Raw genomic sequence first — 17,726 nt, 5'->3', positions numbered from 1 at the left:
ATTAAAAGAGGTAGATAAACTGTCAGTCATGACAGCACTGCTTATGGGAATTACATTTGCTCTTGCGTGAGTGTTGTTCCCGGTGCAGATCACGACATTCTTTGTAGATGCCACGCCGGAAATCCTTGAAATCGCTCCTGGGATTGTACGCATCTATTTTCTGTCGTTTTTACAAATGGGTGTCAATATTCAGGCCACCTATTATCTGCAGTCAGTTATGCGGACAAAATGGTCTAACATTCTGGCACTATTGCGCGGCCTGATCTTTAGTGGGGCGCTGGTATATCTGCTTCCCATTTGGTGGGGGATTGACGGCGTATGGTGGGCTATGACCATCACTGAGTTTGTCGTGGTGATTTTCTCGATCATCTGTCTGAGGACGGCAGATAAAGCTGGTATGCAGGGACTTGGGGCATGAAACCCCAAAACAGTAATCCTTCTGTATAAATGCAAAGAGAATTAAAATATCAAAACCAAAAGGAGAGTTATCATGGAACTTATAACAAAAGACATAGATGTAAAAAGTGTACTTACAAAATCAAATCTGCCCGTTGCGGATTATTCAGTGAATCCCTATACGGGCTGTGCCCACGGTTGTAAATACTGCTATGCTTCGTTTATGAAACGGTTTTCTAATCATCCAGAACCGTGGGGCGGGTTTGTGGATGTGAAGCACTGGTCAGAGATTAAAAACCCAAAGAAATATGCCGGAAAAGAACTTTTTATCGGTTCTGTCACTGACCCGTATCAGCCTTCGGAGGAGAAGTGCGGGCGTACAAGGGCTTTATTGGAACAGATGCAGGGGTCGGGGTGCAAAATCAGTATTGCAACAAAATCCGATCTGGTCCTGCGGGATCTGGATTTGATCAAAAGTTTTTCGGATGCCCGTGTGTCGTGGTCGATCAACACTTTAGACGAAACATTCCGGGAAGATATGGACTGTGCGGTAAGCATTGAGCGCCGCCTTGATGCGATGAAAGCATTCCATGATGCCGGTGTGCGCACGACCTGCTTTATTTCTCCTATTTTTCCCGGTATTACCGATGTCCCGGCGATTATCCGGCGTGCCAAAAATCAATGCAATCTGGTATGGCTGGAAAATCTGAATCTCCGGGGCGCTTATAAAACTGTTATTTTAGACTACATTGCCAAAAAGTATCCGGAGCTTGTGCCTCTTTATGAGGCTGTCTACCAGAAAGGTGACCGCAGCTATTGGGCGAAGCTTGATGAAGAAATGCGGCAGTTTACAAAAGAAGAAGGGATGCTTTATGTGCGCGATGATGATTCCATTAAGCGGCCGTTTGAAGAACCGCCGATTGTGGTCAATTATTTTTTCCATGAGGAGATCATACCCTCTGCAAAGAAAAAGAAGGAGCGGGGATAACCTCAATGTCCCTGCATGCCAGGAGGAGTGCAAATGAACGAGAATAAAGAGTTGTTTGAGGAAATGCCGGTATATAAAGCTGTCGTTTCACTGGTTGTTCCTACGGTTATCAGCCAGTTGATCACGGTTGTATACAATATGGCGGATACTTTTTTCATCGGGCAGATAGGAGACCCGGATCAGGTGGCAGCAGTGTCGCTCTGTATGCCGCTGTTTGTTTTGTTGACAGGAATGGCAAACCTGTTTGGCATTGGCGGTTCCAGCCTGATCGCACGTTCTTTGGGGGAGGGGGATCTGGAGAAGGCAAAAAAGGTATCAGCTTTCAGTATATGGACTGCCGGAATGGTTTCTTTGCTGTATGGTATTTTGGTATTTGTTTTGAGAGGGTATCTGCTTCCGGCAATAGGCGCGAATGAAGCAACGTATGATTTTTGCAGTCGGTATATCTTTTGGGCAGTCACTGTTGGTGCGGCGCCTACCGTACTAAATGCAGCTCTTGCACACCTGGTGCGGGCGGAGGGATATTCCAGACAGGCAAGTTTTGGCATGGCAATGGGAGGAATCCTGAATATGATTCTTGATCCGATATTTATCACCCTGCTGGGATTTGAAATCGCCGGTGCAGCCATTGCCACTATGCTGTCCAATATGGCAGCCACATTTTATTTTATCACACTGATCATTCGTAGAAGAAAGTCTATGGCGCTTACAATCAGCCCCCGCCATTATGGACTGGGAAACAGTATTCCTTCCGAAGTGTTATTGGTGGGACTTCCCAGTTGTGTCATGACTTTGATGGGTGTGCTTTCAAATGTTACAATGAACCGTCTGATGGTTTCGTATTGCAACGAAGCAGTGGCGGGGATTGGAATTGCCAAAAAAGTGGATATGCTTGCTTTTGCCATTGCTACAGGTATGTCCCAGGGGGTTCTGCCGTTAATTGGCTACAATTATTCTGCAAAGAAATTCGGGCGGATGATGTCTGCTGTTAAGATTACATTTATCTACAGTCTGGTCATTGCAGTGATTGGCATGGTGTTCCTGCTCACCTGTGCCGGTCCGATTGTCAGAGCGTTCATCGATGACCCTCTGACTGTGGAATATGGAGGACGCTTCCAGCGCATTGTCTGTCTTCCCGGCCCATGTATTTCGGTAACGATGATCATTATAACACTGTTTCAATCCGTAGGGAAAAAGGTGGAACCGCTTGTGCTGTCCCTTCTGCGAAAAGGAGGATTTGATATCCCGGTGATGTTTCTGATGAATGCCTGGATTGGAGTCAACGGGATTGCATGGGCAACGCCTATTGCTGAATTTGCGTCCATGCTGGTGGCTGTTTTATTGTTTATCCCCTTTTGGAAGGGATTGAAACTGGAATTGGAAACGGTAAGTTAAATTCTCTTTAAAAAGGAAAGGCAGAATACAAGTAAAAGACAGACTTTTTTTAGAGCATGGAAAATCTGAATCCACAGAAAGGGTGGCGGGAAATCTGCCTGCACAGGATTTTCTGAAGGCTATTGTGCACCAAGGCGGATTAAGGAGTACAGAAAGAAATAATGTGTGAATGATTTCAACAAACAGGAGGATTTTATGATAATCAATACAGCCGGGCGGACAGATACGGCACAATATTACCCTAAGTGGCTGTTAAAGAGGTTTGAAGAAGGGTATGTATCAAGACAGGGCTGCCACTGCTTTTGAGGCATATCAAAGAATCTGATGTGATTCAGAAGGGCAATCAAAAAGGTTTCTGCGCTTGATCGGGGATAAAGTGTATTCATGGTGTTATTGAATGCCTTAATGATGGCATCTGGAGCATTGCTTACAATCATTGGAAGCAAAATAGTAAATATTGATGAAGCTTTTTAATTTGATACTCTGGCAGAGCTGCCGGGAAAGAGGAAAATTGAATTTCTTGTATAAAAAAGATGGATTTTATACAGAATTATATCACAGTCAATTTGTATAGAAGCATACCATTTTGTCTCATTGTCGAAAATGGAAAAAAATTGTCGCTTAAAAAATCCGTAAATATTTCAAAAACATATTGTAATAATTTTGGGTTTTCGATAAAATAAATATATCTGGTTTTTATTGACATACCGATTCGAAGGAGAGAATGGGAATGTCAAAATGGAGAATATTAATGTCTGGGTTTTTGTGCCTTCTGTTTATGGCAGCGAATGGCTGTGGGGCATCGGAAATGATATTGGAGACCGGCGAAGGGTCAATGAGGAGTGAGACGGAGTCTCCGGCCGGGTCGGCTGAAGTGACGGAAGCGGCAGAGGTGCAGACGGTTGAAGAGAAATCAGAGGAATTAATTTATGTATATGTCTGTGGACAGGTGAAGACGCCGGGAGTATATTCGATGGTAAAGGGCAGTCGGCTGTTTCAGGCGGTGGAGATGGCCGGCGGTATTCTTGCGGAGGGTGATCTAACCAGGATTAATCTGGCGGTGCCTCTGGAGGACGGACAGAAAATTTATATTCCATCGAAGGATGAAGCGGAGGCCCTGTCTCAAATAGAGACGGAAAAACCGGAGAATGAGACCGGCAGTCTTTCAGATGGGCGGGTAAATATCAATCGGGCTTCAAAAGAAGTGTTGATGACGCTCCCCGGAATTGGAGAGGCGAAAGCGGATGCGATTCTGGCATACAGGCAGGAAGAAGGCGATTTTGAGAGCACGGAGTCTCTGATGCAGGTTCCGGGCATAAAGGAAGGTGTCTTCGCAAAGATTAAGGACCGGATTTCTATAGATTGAGGTGAGGAAAATGGCTAAAAAGGTACTTGTGGTTGATGATGAAAAGCTGATTGTTAAGGGAATTCGATACAGTCTGGAGCAGGACGGTATGGCCGTTGAGGTTGCATATGATGGACGTCAGGCATTGGAAATGGCTCAGAATAATGCCTATGATGTTATTCTTCTGGATGTGATGCTTCCGGAATTGAATGGTTTCGAAGTATGCCAGATGATTCGTGATTTTTCGGATGTTCCGATTATTATGTTAACGGCTAAAGGTGACGATATGGATAAGATACTTGGGCTGGAATACGGGGCGGATGATTATATTACAAAGCCGTTTAATATTCTGGAGGTGAAGGCGCGGATTAAAGCCATCATGCGCCGGACCCGGGTGAAAGAACCGGAAGTAGTGAATCCGCGGATGATCACATCAGGGGATATGCGGATCGATCTGGACAGCCGGCGGGTATTTATTTCGGATAAAGAGGTGAATCTGACGGCCAAAGAATTTGATCTGCTTGAGCTGTTGATCACCAATCCGAATAAAGTTTACAACCGGGAGAATTTATTGAATCTTGTCTGGGGATATGATTATCCGGGGGATGTGCGGACCGTGGATGTCCATGTGCGGCGTCTCAGAGAAAAAGTGGAAGTAAATCCGAGTGAGCCACGTTATATACATACAAAATGGGGTGTTGGTTATTTCTTCCAAAGCTAAAAAGTCCAGAAAAAAGAAAAACGGTTTTTTTTACAGCATGCGTTTATGGTTGGTAGTTGCCCTGATTGCGGTAACTATCAGCCCTTTATTTATTATGCGGCTGGTTGCTTTGAATAATATTGAGGTTCAACTCCGTACTCGGCGGGGAAATGAACTGTCAAATTATGCATTGATCCTTTCAAATCAGATTGTGCGGAGCAATTATTTTCGCGGTGAAAACATGGATATTGTTCATTCAGATATGAATCAGAGTGCATCCATGTATAACGGGCGGATTCTGATCATAGATAATCAATATAAGATCATCAAGGATACCTATTCTACGCTGGATGGTCTGACTTCGATTTCTCAGGAAACCGTACAGGCCATGAGCGGCGAAAGTGTTCGGAATTATAACAGGGATGATGGAATGTTGGAGCTGGCGGTGCCAATCACCACGGAGGATAAGAAAGAAGTGCTTGGCGTTATTCTTTTTTATTCATCGCTTCAGGATATTCAGAAAACCTGTGATTCCATCGGGCGCTCTTATAATGGCATTACGACGGCTTTGGTGGGACTTTGTATTTTACTTTCCCTGATCATCGCCAATCTTTTTACCAAGCCGCTGAAACGGGTGGCGAATTCCATTGACAGAATGGCGGAGGGGCATTTTGATGAGGAGATTCATCTCCGGGGATTTTCCGAGATAAAACTGATTTCGGATTCCTTTAACACAATGCTCGGAAAGATGCAGAAGGTGGAGAATTCCCGGCAGGAGTTTGTTTCAAATGTATCCCATGAGTTAAAGACGCCGATCACTTCGATAAAGGTACTGGCTGATTCTTTAAATATGCAGGAAAATGTGCCGACGGAAGTGTATAAAGAATTTATGCAGGATATTGTTGTGGAAATCGACCGGGAGAATCAGATCATTAACGACCTGCTCTCGCTGGTTAAAATGGATAAGGCAGTGGCTGAGATGAATATTTCACTTGTCAACGTCAATGACACGCTGGAGATGATTCTGAAACGGCTGCGGCCGATCGCGGCGAAACGCAATATTGAACTTGTATTTGAGAGCTTCCGCCCGGTGACTGCGGAATGTGATGAGGTAAAATTGAATCTGGCGTTTACGAATCTGGTGGAAAACGGCATTAAATATAATGTAGCCGGCGGATGGGTCAAGGTATCTCTGGATGCGGACCATAAATATTTTTATGTGAAGGTGGCGGATTCGGGAATCGGTATTCCAAAGGAATATCAGGATCAGATTTTTGAACGTTTTTATCGCGTGGATAAAGCCCGTTCGAGAGAAACCGGCGGTACAGGCCTGGGTCTGGCGATTACGAAAAATATTGTATTGATGCATGATGGTGCGATCAAAGTGTTGAGCAAAGAGGATGAAGGGTCTACCTTTGTTGTGCGGATCCCTTTGAAACATATTCAGGAAGACTCGAATGGAGGGGTGAAAAATGAGAAAAAGTAAATTTTTTGCCGTTCTGATTTTAAGTCTCCTCATGGTGATCCCGCTGGCCGGATGCGATTTGATCGAAGATATTCTCTGGCATTGGAGCCGCAATAAAAATGTGGAGGTTACGACCACGGAGGCCTCCCATGGCGTTTATCAGATGAATCTCAATGAGACCCGGCTTATAAAAGCGGCGTATGATCTGACGACGGATTCGCCGGATGAATTGATTTCAGCCTGCATAGAAGGAATGAAGCAGGCGCCTTCCGATAATGCGTATAAGTGCCTTATCTGCGGTGATGTCCAGGTGACCGATTATACTTATGACAGCGACAGCCGCCTGGTCACCCTCTATTTTGACCCGGCTTACAATAAGCTTCCGGCGTCCAGGGAAATATTAACGCGGGCGGGGATTGTTAAGACGCTGACTCAGTTTAGTGACGAGATTCAGTATGTTTCTTTTGTTATTGGCAGTGAGCCGATGACAGCGGAGGACGGCACGTCTTTACTGATGCGGGGAAAAGATTTTGTTGACAGTATCAGCGGTAATATGGAATATGTCCGGGAGGACTATGTAACGATGTATTTTGTCAGCGGGGATGGAACAAAGCTTCAGGCTGAAGATGTCATAGTGAAATATCTGAGCAAAATTAATCTGGAAACAGCTTTGGTAAACAGCCTTGTTTCCGGGCCGATCACAGAAGGACTGAAGCCTTCCCTGTCGCCGGATACGACAGTGAATAAGGTCAGTATTCGGGAGGGAATCTGTTATGTCGATGTGGATAAGACCTTTCTTGAAAGGGTAGACGGTCAGAGCTTTGAACTGAATATTTATTCGGTGGTGAATACGTTAACCCAGATGACGGGAGTCAGCCGCGTCCAGTTTTTAATTGACGGGTCCATCTTTACAGGGACTGTGGAAGGGGTGCATATTGACGGAATGTTTGAGAAAAATATGTCCCTTGTGTATCGGCCGGAAAAGGAGGGAACGGTTCCGCCGTCCCAACCCGCAGAAAATGGCGACGCGCTGAAAAAAGATATTGAACAGCAGGTGAAGGAGAATCAGATGAGTTCTGAGGAAACCGGACCGGGTGAAACGGAAACAGATGAAAGTACAGGAGAATAACGCATGAAACGTCCACTGATGGGTGCAGGTATCGCCTTGGTGGCAGGAACGGCGGCAGCTTTATCCGGAATATCTTGTGTGTGGATAGCTGTGACGGCTGTGGTGTGCGGTGTATGTGTATTGAAATGGACAGAAAGTTCCTTAACTTATGTTTTGGGACTTTCTGTCTTTTTGATTGTCGGATTTTGTCGTGTTTTGTCAATAGATGATGCGGGGGAGATTGTTCCGGCAAAACAGGAAATCCGGGGTGAGATATATAAAATCCAGGAAAAGGAAAACAGCCGATGGATTTATCTGAGGACCGAAGATAATTTCAGGGTGCTGGTTCTCATTACCGATTCGGCGGAAAGGGAAAAGAGCTATTATAAGGGCCAGATTTTAAAGGTTTCAGGGGAGGCGGAAGCTTTCAGACATTCTGCCAATCCGGGACAGTTTGATGAAAAGAATTATTACGCCTCGCAGGGGGTGTCCTATCGGTTCTGGGCAAAAGAGATCTATTGTGTCAGTGAAGGACGCTGGTTTTATCGTAAATTGCGTATTCTGGAAAAGCTAAGGCAGAGACTGGCGTTGTTCTACAGGGGGACAATGAGTGAATCCGGGGCAGGTGTGGTCATGGCGGCGGTGCTGGGCGACCGCTCCGGGTTTCAGGCGGATCTGCGCCGGTATTATCAGGAAAATGGATGGATTCATCTGGTGACGACTTCCGGACTGCATTTATCATTTATTGCTATGGGATTTTATCGGCGGCTTCGAAAATCTACTTTTTCCATACTTCCGTCCACGGCGGCGGCATTGATCGTCATGGCGGCTTACGGTTATATGACAGATTTTGGGGATTCCATGCTGAGGGCTATGGGAATGATGATGCTTTTGCTTATCGGCAGGCTTCTGGGCCGAAAAACGGATGCGCCGACAGTAATTGTTCTTGTTGCGGATATACTGCTTATGCTTCGGCCGGAACGACTGATGTCGGCGGGATTCCAATTGTCTTTTGGAGCGGTTATCGGTGTGGAAACGGGAAAATCCATGTATCGCCGGTGGAAAATTCCGATGGGAAAAGGGTTTCGGGAAAAACTTCAGGAAACATTTTGGATACAGACTGGTATTTTTATAGTGACCCTGCCGGTGATATTGTGGCATATGTATGAGGTTTCCGTGTTTGGATTTTTTTACAATTTTTTTATGATTCCGCTTATTTCTTTGATCGTCCCGGCGGCCTTTATAACCGGCCTGCTTGGGATCAGCCCTTTGGGCCTGCTGACGGGTCCGGCATCAAAAGTGATGTGGGGGATCGATATGCTTTTAACATGGGTGCATAAGCTGCCGTCCAAAACATTTATATGCGGACGGCCCCAATGGCGGCAGATTTGTTTCTTTCTTTTGATCTGCGGACTTGCTGTTCTTTTAGAAAGACTTCATTTTGCGTTCTCAAGATCATTCGGCCCGGTTTTGATCGTTCTGGCCTGCTTTCTGCTGATGGCTGTGCGGGTGCGGGAGGATCGGATCCTATGTGTGGATGTGGGGCAGGGAGACAGTATCTGTATTTTGAGCAAAGACGGCCATGCCATACTGGTGGATGGCGGAAGCTCGGATGTGAAAAAGGTTTATTCCTATCGGATTGAACCGATGCTTAAATATTATGGCGTCCGAAAAATCGATGCCTGGTTTTTAACTCATGGAGATTCGGACCATGTATCCGGGATTGAAGAGGCCCTTGGCGGAGGCTCCATTTCGATAAAACAGGTTATCCTGCCGGATATTTCCGGGGATGAAACGCTGGAGGAGATTCGTACATTGGCAGAGGAAAGAAAAATAACCGTTCAGAAAATACATCCGGGGGACCGGCTGACGGCCGGAAATTTCAGGCTGGATTGTCTTTACCCGGAAAATGGGAACTGTGCGGGGAATAAAAACAATGCTTCTCTTGTATTATCTTTGACACGAAGGATGAAGATCGGAAATTTTGTGATGCTTCTGATGGGGGATTTGGAGAAGGAGGGAGAAGATGTGCTGCTCCGGGAGGGAACATTGCCGGATTGCGATGTACTGAAGGTTGGGCATCACGGCTCCTCCGGGGCAACTTCAGATGCTTTTCTGGCGGCAGTTTTGCCGGAGTGGGCATTTATATCCTGCGGGGAGGATAATCGCTATGGGCATCCCCATGATGAGACGCTGGAGCGTCTTAACAGCATCGGCTGCAGGTATCTTACCACAGCCGGGCAGGGGGCTCTGGGAATTATCTTTTCATCCGAGATCTATCAGGTGTATGCATGGCAAAAATAATGGCATGACGCCTTAAGGTATGTTATAATGTGAACAGTTAGCGAGGTATTCCATGAGCTTCGTTGACATGGTATCATCCGTATATATCGGAGAATCTGAAAAAGTATTGAGCTGCAAAAAGGAGAGACAGCCGTGAAAATATTAAGTCAGCATATAAAATCCGGAGAGTTCAAATCGGTGTATTTGATTTATGGATCTGAAGATTATCTGCGAAAGCAATATAGAGATAAAATGAAACTGGCGATGGTCGGCGAGGATACGATGAATTACAGTTATTTCGAGGGAAAAGGAATTTCTGTGAAAGAGCTGATCGATTTGGGGGAAACTCTGCCCTTTTTCAGCGAGAGACGTTTGATCATCGTGGAAAACAGCGGTTTCTTTTCGTCTTCTCAGGATGAATTGGCATCTTATCTGAAGGAAATGCCGGAGACTACGTGTTTTATCTTTATTGAAAAAGAGGTGGATAAGCGGAATAAATTGTTTAAAACGATTTCTTCTCTGGGGTATGCGGCAAATATGTCGCCGCCGGATGATCGGACATTAATGCGTTGGATCGCCGGACTTTTAAAGGGGGAACGGCGACAGATGTCGGAGAGTACCCTGCGTTATTTTTTGGAGCGGATAGATACGGATATGGAAAATATCCGTCGGGAATTGGACAAGCTGGTCGTCTATACGGATGGGCGAAATGAAATTGTACGGGAAGATATCGACGCAGTCTGTACTATTCATACGGAAAGCAGAGTGTTTGATATGATAGAAGCCGTCGCGGAAAAAAAGCAGGCAAAGGCGCTGCAGCTTTATTATGAGCTGATCGGGCAGAAAGAGGCGCCGATGCGGATCCTTTATTGGATCACCCGGCAGTTTAATCAGCTTTATCAGATAAAGGATTTACAGGGAAAGGGATACCCCGGACATGTCATTGCGGAACGTTTGGGGGTGCGGGATTTTGTGGTACGCAAGAATGAAAAGTTATGCGAACAGTTTTCCCTGGCAGAACTCCGGCGGGCGGTGGAAATCTGCGTGGAACGGGAAGAAGATGTAAAAACCGGGCGGTTAAACGAACGTATGGCTGTGGAATTATTAATTGTGCGTTTTTCTGTTTAGAAACGGGTTTGTTTCAGAGCAGTCCGTCCATATACTGGCAGAAAATATTGGAGAGTTCGCTGTCGTTTTCAGTCATACCGCCCGCGTACCAGCGGATCAGAAGGCGGAAAAGGGCCCCGGAAAACAGATAGGCCGGATAGGTGCGGCGGCGGTCCAGGGACGGAAAATGAGAACAGGAAAGAATCAACTGGTCAAGGCCGTCCTGAATCTGACTGTCCATACCCGCCTGATGAAGAAGATTGAATATGGCGGCATTTTCTCTGGCAGTATGGAAGAAGACCGTCATCACACGGCGTGTCGGCGTGTGGCCCGGAACGGCGTTGATCTCCTCGGTGAATCTGGCCATCAGATCGTTAAGACTCCCGATAAGGATATCCTCTTTGCTGTCGAAATTCCGATAGTAAGAAACGCGGGAAACCCCGGCGCGGGCAGTGATTTCGGAAACTGAGATAGCATCAAAACTTTTTTCTTTCATTAAATCAATAAGGGCATTGATAATACTTGTTTTGACGTGTAGATTTGCTTCTTTCCTCTTATCCATATCCATTTCTCCTTTGTATAAATATGATACAAGTGTAGCATTAAAAAAGAGGAAAGTCAAGGAGGCGGTTGTGTGCAGTATAAAATATTTGTTGTAGAGGACGAACCGGATATCAGCGGATTGCTGGTTAAAATACTGGAAGAAGCGGATTACCGGGCAGTGCAGGCTTTTTCGGGGACGGAAGCCGGTCTCTTGCTGGAGAGGGAAATGCCGGATTTGATTTTGCTTGATTTGATGCTCCCGGGAATGTCGGGGGAAGAATTGCTGGCAGATATCCGCGAAAATAGACAGAGCAATGTACCGGTTTTAATTATTTCGGCAAAGGATGCGCTGAGTGACAAAGTGGCGCTTCTGCAGGGCGGCGCGGATGATTATATTACAAAGCCCTTTGAGCCGGAGGAAGTTCTGGCGCGGATTCAGGCCGCTTTAAGGCGTGTCGGAAAAGGACCCGCCGGTGAGAAAATTCTTACATATAAAAATTTAAAAGTTTATATGGATTCCCGAAAAGTGACGGTGGGCGGAAAGGAAGTCGGCCTGACTGCCCATGAATATGACATTCTTTGCCTGCTCATGCAGAATCCGGGAAAGGTATATTCCAGAGAAACTCTTTATGAAATGATCTGGCACGGCGGTTATTACGGTGAAAATAACACAGTGAATGTCCATGTGAGCAATCTGAGAAAAAAGCTGAAGGAGAAGGATGAGGGAGAGGAATATATTCAAACCGTGTACGGCATTGGTTTTAAACTTCAGTAAAAATCTTTATAACTTCTTTAAAAGTTCTTTATGACTTATTAAAGACTGAAATGTTAGAATACGTTTGTCAATGAAAGATACAGAAAATTGGCAGACGTATTTTCGTAATGGAGGTAGACAGATGAATGAATATGTCATAGAGACAAAGCAGATCACAAAGTCTTATGGTTCTTTTATTGCGCTGGACCATGTGAATCTGCATGTGCGGCGGGGAGAGATATACGGACTTATTGGCGATAACGGCGCGGGGAAAAGTACTCTTTTGAAGATACTTGCCGGACATAGTTATGCGTCGGAGGGCGAATTAAGTCTTTTTGGAAAGTATGAAGAAAAGGAACTGGCGAATTCAAGAAAGAAAATTGGCTTTATGGTCGAACAGCCGGGTTTCTTTCCAAATATGACCGTGGAGCAGACATTGACTTATTACTGCATCCAAAAAGGAATTCCCGACAGAAAAAAGGTGGATGCTATGCTGAAACTGACGGATATCGCCGGAAAGCGGCGGAGCAGATGCAAGGAACTTTCCCTTGGACAAAAGCAGCGGCTTGGCCTGGCCATTGCAATGATGGGAGAACCGCAGGTCTTAATTCTTGATGAACCGATCAACGGTTTGGATCCGAGCGGTATTCTGGAATTCCGAAGTCTGCTGCATCGCCTGAATGAAGAAAAAAATATAACCATCCTGTTGTCAAGCCATATATTGTCAGAATTACAACAGATTGCAACCATGTATGGTTTTTTAAATAAGGGTATTTTGATCGAGGAAATTTCGGCTCATGAGCTGCAGGAAAAATGCTCGGACTGTATTGAGATTATCCTGTCGGATGTGGAAAAATATGCGGTTTTGATGGAAAAGAATTTTCCGAAGGAGACCTATAAAGTGCTTCCCGAAAATCATATCCGCATTTATAAGCCGGGCTTTCAGGCGGAAGCCTACAGTAAGCTTGCCTCTGAAAACAGCATTTATATTACCGGGATGCAGACAATACAGACATCTTTGGAGGACTATTATATGGAGTTAAAGAAACGGGGTGGCGCGCAATGATGAACTATATAAAAAGTGAACTTTATCGGGTATTTCATGGCAGAGAAATTTATGGTTTTACGGGAATTCTGGCGGCTCTGGCTGTTTTGTTTAATGTGGTTTCCCATATATTTCAGATAATTGATGTGCAGTTCCTTTACGGAAATACGTCGTTTTCATATTCAAATATCGTTGCTTCTCCGATGCTTTTCGGTATGATGGGGGCTATTGTTGCGATGTCTTTATATGAGGGGAACCGGAGAAACGGTAATTTAAAAAACACGGTGGCCTTTGGAATTTCCAGAACAGAAATATTTATTGGTGAATGTGTGGTAAGTTTGTTGGCCTCGATTTTTGCAATGATCTTTATTGTTGCCCTGTATATTTTGAGCGCCGAGACCCTTCTGGAGCACGCCGGGCCGGTGGAGCTGAAAGATCTGCTCACAGAGATTCCAGCAGTTTTTCTGGTCGCTGCAGCCTGTGTGATCTCAGCGATCGTCTGTATTGAAATGTTTGCAAAAAGTACAACAGGAATCATTGCGTGGGTGGCAATATGGTTTTTTATTCCGAGCATTTTCTTTTATCTGGGGTTACGCTTTGATGCGGTTTATAAACTGGCTATGTGGCTGCCGCATAATTTTCTGAGCAGTCGGGGGATGATCGTCAATATGCGGCAGTGTATTACAGCCTGGGGAACGGCTCAGGGGATGATAAAATGTTTAATTACGGGCGGAGTAAATACATTGTTCTTTTTGATCGCCGGGACTGTGTTGTTAAGAAAAAGGGAATTGTGATCGTAAAAATTGTTTTGGAGGGGTAAAATGAAAGATTTAATTTTGATCATTCTGGCTGTCATCGGACTTTACTGCACCTTTCGTTATTTATTCTTGCTCTATGCTTTTCATAAGCTCACAAAGGAAGTAAAGGAAGTGCGGCAGGACCTCACTCAGAATCAAATACTTCATTTGCCTCTTCCAAACCGGCACCTGGCGGGGCTGATCAGTGAATTTAATTACACTCTGGAGGATATTCAAAAGGAGCGGCAGAAATATGAAAAAAGAGAAAAGGAATTCCAAAAGCAGATTGAAAATATAAGTCATGATCTGCGTACACCGCTGACGGTCATTCTGGGATATCTGAAATTCGTTAAAAATAAAAATTATGCGGCGCAGGATGAGGAATTAAGAGAGATATTAGATATTATCGAACTTAAGGGGGAGACCATGAAAAACCTTGTCTCACAATTTTATGAATTTTCCAGGTTAAATGCAGGGGACTATACGATAAAACCGGATAGGGTGGATGTGTCCAGAATTTTGAGGGAATCCCTTCTGGGAAACTGTCAGATTTTAGAAGGCACCAGTCTGGATATAAATATAGACCTTCCGGAGCATCCTGTCTGGGCTGTGGCGGATGCGGCGGCGCTGGAGAGAATCTTTTTGAATCTGCTGCAAAATGCCGGACGGTATGCCCATACTTATCTGAACATTCGGCTGAGCGAGACAGAAAAAGATATTGCCGTTTTCTTTGATAATGATGCGGAAGAATTATCTCAGGAGGCATTTTCCCGTTTATTTGACAGATTTTATACACAGGATATTTCAAGAAATCAGGGCGGTACAGGCCTGGGATTGACCGTGGCAAAATCTTTGGCAGAATCGATGGGCGGGACCTTGGAAGCCCATCTGGGAGAGGGACGTATTTCCTTTGAACTCAGAATGTGCGGCATAAATAACTGATCGGGAGCAGGCGAAACACCAAAAGAGGTATAAAAAAAGAACTGAGATGTGAGGGTGTATATCTCAGTTCTTTTAAATTCCATTTTCCGTTTTCGCAATGTTCGTTGCTTACGCCATTTTGTTGACAGCGATGTTTAAACGGCTGATTTTTCTGGAAGCAGTATTCTTATGGTAAACGCCTTTGGAAGCTGCTTTATCTATAGCGCTGGTAGCTTTTAATAATTCAGCTTTAGCCAGCTCTTTATCATTCGCTGCGATAGCTGCGTCTACTTTTTTGACAGCAGTTTTAACAGCGGATTTTGTCATCTTATTTCTTAAAGCCTTTGTCTGAGTTACAAGGATTCTTTTTTTTGCAGATTTGATGTTAGCCAATCTGGACACCTCCCTTTACTGAATATTTTTCATGTGTATATTCATTAAAGCCGGACACGGACGTTCTAATGTAAACATACTCTTATATAATAAGAGAATCTTTTATAGTTGTCAATACATATTCTGAAAAGTTTTGGAAAAAATTCATAGTAAAATGCAGAGAAAAGGGGCGGTTTTATGAATCCGGCGGTACGTACAGATTTAGCTATAGAGAACGCGGAAATGTTTCAGGAAACAGAGGAACTTCAGGGGATTCGAATCGAGGAAGAGGTCGGCCGGACATCGGGGATCCGGGTTACCTGGGTGACAGTGGAAAATGAGCAGGGAGCGAAAAAACTGGGGAAAGCGATTGGCGATTATGTGACCCTTGAGGTTCCCATGCTGGATGAAACGGATGTGAGTTATCACCGGGAGATTACAAGCGAGGTTGCCGGGCAAATCCGGCGGCTCATTCCCGATATGAAGCGCAAAAAGATTTTGGTTGCCGGTATCGGGAATCGGGAGATGGCACCGGATGCCCTGGGACCGATGGTGGTGGATAATCTTTTTATTACCCGGCATCTTATTCAGGAATATGGGACCCATTCGGAGGTCACGCGGGGCATGGGATGTGTCAGCGCTCTGGCGCCGGGAGTGATGGCTCAGACGGGAATCGAGACTCGGGAAATTTTGCTTGGTACTGTCCGGGAGACCCGGCCGGATGTGCTGGTTGTCATTGATGCGCTGGCTGCCCGGAGTGTCCGGCGGTTAAATAAGACGATTCAGATCACGAATACAGGGATAGCGCCGGGGGCCGGCGTGGGAAACCGGCGTTTTGGCATTGACGCGGAAGCAATGGGAATTCCGGTGATCGCCATCGGGATTCCGACAGTGATCGATGCGGCGACGATCGTCAATGATACGGTGGGGAATCTTTTGACGATCATGGATGAAACCCGGAACCGCTTATCCGAAAGAATCCGGGAGGGTGTGGCCTCATTTGATGAGCAGGAGCGGTATCAGCTGGTGCGGGAATTGATGGCCCCGGAAATGATGAATATGTTTGTCACGCCGAAGAATATCGACGAAATTGTCCGCCAGATGAGTTACACCCTTTCAGAAGCCCTGAACAGTATCTGCCATTCAATGGTGTAGCTTTTCATGGTATAGCTTTTTTTTCGTCACATATAATAGTGATGGTACTTAAAGGACAAAACGAAAATAAAGGCGGTCGATGCGGTTGGGCAAAAAAATTTTTTATTTGTTTGAATTGGTGTGCGGAATTCTTTTCCTTTGGCTGACAGGGCTTCTAACCGGTAAAAATGTATGGCTAAACAGTATGAGCCCGGTTGTCTATGGGAGGAATACTTATATATCGTTTTCCGGAATTGCGGGCAGTGTTTCTGATGGACTGATCGGAAGCTGGATACCGCTATGGCTTGTGGAAAGGGACAGGGCGATGTATGCCGGAAATGATATCTGCGAGCTTTATCCTTCGGATAGTGTGCTCGCGGCGGTTTATGCGGAGAATAATCAGAATTCGGGAAATGATGGGGCCGAAAATTCGGGGACAGGCACCGCCGGTGAAAATGCCGGGTCAGACTCTCAGGAGAATACAGCGGTTCAGCCGGCCAGCGCCCCGGTGGCCAGCAGCGAAGGCATTGTATATACGGTGGATATGCTGAAAGATTATAATTATTTTGTCAATCAGTTTTATGCCATCGACAGCACAACCTATGCGCCGGATGGACTTTTGGATGCGGAGAATTTTATGAATATGGATCTGAGTATTGACTTGCAGGGGGATTCCCCGAAGGTATTGATCTATCATACCCATTCTCAGGAGGCATTTGCGGACAGCCGCCCGGGAGAATGGCAGGATACGGTCGTTGGTTTGGGAGAAACGCTGAAAAACAATCTGGAGAGCCGTTATGGCGTGTCTGTGCTTCATTTGACCGATACCTTCGATGTGATCGATGGGGTAACTGACCGCAGCGCCGCCTACACCTATGCCGAAGAAAAAATATGGGAGGTGCTTGAAGAATATCCGTCCATCAAGGTGGTGATCGATCTGCACAGGGACGGAGTGGCGGATGGGACCCGGCTGGTGACTAATATCGGCGGGAAAGACACGGCCCAGCTGATGTTTTTAAACGGCCTCTGCCGGACAGCGGCCAACGGTCCGATCGAATATCTTCAAAATCCTTATCTGGCAGAAAATCTGGCTTTCAGTTTTAAACTGCAGGCCAAGGCAGCCCAGTATTATCCGAATCTGATGCGGAGGATTTATCTGCGTTCTTATCAGTATAATTTACATATTCTTCCAAGGAGCCTGCTTGTGGAATGCGGCGCTCAGACGAACACGGTGGAGGAGGTTCAGAATGCCATGCCCCTTCTCGCCGATCTGCTTTATCTTGTTTTGTCGGGAAATTAAGCGATATACGGTGGAATTCTCAGAAAAAATAGGCTATACTGAAAAGGCAGATGCGGGCTGTATGAAATGATGT

17 protein-coding genes are annotated in these 17,726 nt (G+C 45.5%); 15 read left to right on the top strand and 2 right to left on the bottom strand.

All coding sequences use genetic code 11. The annotated features are described in order from the left end of the window. The first annotated feature begins 82 nt into the window (after positions 1-82). From ACMN7X_RS08735 to holA, 9 genes are all read left to right on the top strand, one after another. Entirely contained in the window at positions 83-418 is a 336-nt protein-coding gene (locus ACMN7X_RS08735) for a polysaccharide biosynthesis C-terminal domain-containing protein (RefSeq protein WP_418747082.1), read from the top strand. Positions 419-490: 72 nt separating this feature from the next. Then, a complete protein-coding gene (locus ACMN7X_RS08730; RefSeq protein ID WP_418747081.1) occupies positions 491-1,384 on the top strand; it encodes a radical SAM mobile pair protein B in 894 nt (297 codons plus the stop codon). Between the two features lie 33 nt (positions 1,385-1,417). Further along, positions 1,418-2,779, top strand: coding sequence for an MATE family efflux transporter (locus tag ACMN7X_RS08725; protein ID WP_418747080.1), 1,362 nt, complete (start codon positions 1,418-1,420; stop codon positions 2,777-2,779). A gap of 730 nt (positions 2,780-3,509) precedes the next feature. After that, the gene (locus ACMN7X_RS08720; protein WP_418747079.1) at positions 3,510-4,145 is read left to right on the top strand and encodes a helix-hairpin-helix domain-containing protein; all 636 of its coding nucleotides are present in this window, start codon (positions 3,510-3,512) and stop codon (positions 4,143-4,145) included. A gap of 10 nt (positions 4,146-4,155) precedes the next feature. Beyond that, complete coding sequence (locus ACMN7X_RS08715; RefSeq protein ID WP_418747078.1) at positions 4,156-4,845, top strand: response regulator transcription factor; 690 nt, start codon at positions 4,156-4,158, stop codon at positions 4,843-4,845. Further along, positions 4,790-6,310 carry a sensor histidine kinase gene (locus tag ACMN7X_RS08710; RefSeq protein ID WP_418747077.1) on the top strand — a complete coding sequence of 507 codons (1,521 nt, stop codon included), beginning with the start codon at positions 4,790-4,792 and terminating at the stop codon, positions 6,308-6,310. The genes ACMN7X_RS08715 and ACMN7X_RS08710 overlap by 56 nt, the downstream gene beginning before the upstream one ends. Continuing rightward, positions 6,297-7,418 (top strand): GerMN domain-containing protein, encoded by a 1,122-nt coding sequence (locus tag ACMN7X_RS08705; RefSeq protein WP_418747076.1) that lies wholly within the window; start codon positions 6,297-6,299, stop codon positions 7,416-7,418. Before ACMN7X_RS08710 ends, ACMN7X_RS08705 begins: the two co-directional genes overlap by 14 nt. Positions 7,419-7,421: 3 nt before the next feature. Further along, positions 7,422-9,701, top strand: a complete 2,280-nt coding sequence (locus ACMN7X_RS08700) for a DNA internalization-related competence protein ComEC/Rec2 (RefSeq protein WP_418747075.1) — start codon at positions 7,422-7,424, stop codon at positions 9,699-9,701. Between the two features lie 132 nt (positions 9,702-9,833). Next, complete coding sequence (gene holA / locus ACMN7X_RS08695) at positions 9,834-10,808, top strand: DNA polymerase III subunit delta (protein WP_418747074.1); 975 nt, start codon at positions 9,834-9,836, stop codon at positions 10,806-10,808. 13 nt (positions 10,809-10,821) lie between these two features. Here holA and ACMN7X_RS08690 read toward each other — a convergent pair whose 3' ends face one another. Next, positions 10,822-11,349: a TetR/AcrR family transcriptional regulator gene (locus tag ACMN7X_RS08690; RefSeq protein ID WP_418747073.1), complete on the bottom strand. Its 528-nt coding sequence runs from the start codon at positions 11,347-11,349 to the stop codon at positions 10,822-10,824. Positions 11,350-11,421: 72 nt separating this feature from the next. On the opposite strand from ACMN7X_RS08690, the gene ACMN7X_RS08685 reads away from it, so the two are divergent. From ACMN7X_RS08685 to ACMN7X_RS08670, 4 genes are all read left to right on the top strand, one after another. After that, positions 11,422-12,105 (top strand): response regulator transcription factor, encoded by a 684-nt coding sequence (locus tag ACMN7X_RS08685; RefSeq protein WP_418747072.1) that lies wholly within the window; start codon positions 11,422-11,424, stop codon positions 12,103-12,105. A 121-nt stretch (positions 12,106-12,226) separates the two neighbouring features. Beyond that, entirely contained in the window at positions 12,227-13,150 is a 924-nt protein-coding gene (locus tag ACMN7X_RS08680) for an ABC transporter ATP-binding protein (protein WP_418747071.1), read from the top strand. Next, entirely contained in the window at positions 13,147-13,923 is a 777-nt protein-coding gene (locus tag ACMN7X_RS08675; protein ID WP_418747070.1) for an ABC transporter permease, read from the top strand. Before ACMN7X_RS08680 ends, ACMN7X_RS08675 begins: the two co-directional genes overlap by 4 nt. Positions 13,924-13,950: 27 nt before the next feature. Beyond that, entirely contained in the window at positions 13,951-14,868 is a 918-nt protein-coding gene (locus tag ACMN7X_RS08670) for a sensor histidine kinase (protein WP_418747069.1), read from the top strand. A 108-nt stretch (positions 14,869-14,976) separates the two neighbouring features. On the opposite strand, the gene rpsT is transcribed toward ACMN7X_RS08670, so the two are convergent. Then, positions 14,977-15,240 (bottom strand): 30S ribosomal protein S20, encoded by a 264-nt coding sequence (gene rpsT, locus ACMN7X_RS08665; protein WP_418747068.1) that lies wholly within the window; start codon positions 15,238-15,240, stop codon positions 14,977-14,979. A 177-nt stretch (positions 15,241-15,417) separates the two neighbouring features. Between rpsT and gpr the strand changes: the two genes are divergently transcribed. After that, positions 15,418-16,374 (top strand): GPR endopeptidase, encoded by a 957-nt coding sequence (gene gpr, locus ACMN7X_RS08660; RefSeq protein ID WP_418747067.1) that lies wholly within the window; start codon positions 15,418-15,420, stop codon positions 16,372-16,374. 85 nt (positions 16,375-16,459) lie between these two features. After that, positions 16,460-17,653 (top strand): stage II sporulation protein P, encoded by a 1,194-nt coding sequence (locus tag ACMN7X_RS08655; RefSeq protein ID WP_418747066.1) that lies wholly within the window; start codon positions 16,460-16,462, stop codon positions 17,651-17,653. Positions 17,654-17,726 lie beyond the last annotated feature (73 nt).

The sequence above is a fragment of the Frisingicoccus sp. genome (assembly GCF_048388605.1).
Classification (GTDB): domain Bacteria; phylum Bacillota; class Clostridia; order Lachnospirales; family Lachnospiraceae; genus Frisingicoccus.
The sequence above is the reverse complement of the archived record's forward strand: the minus strand, read 5'-3'. Positions and strand labels throughout refer to the sequence as shown.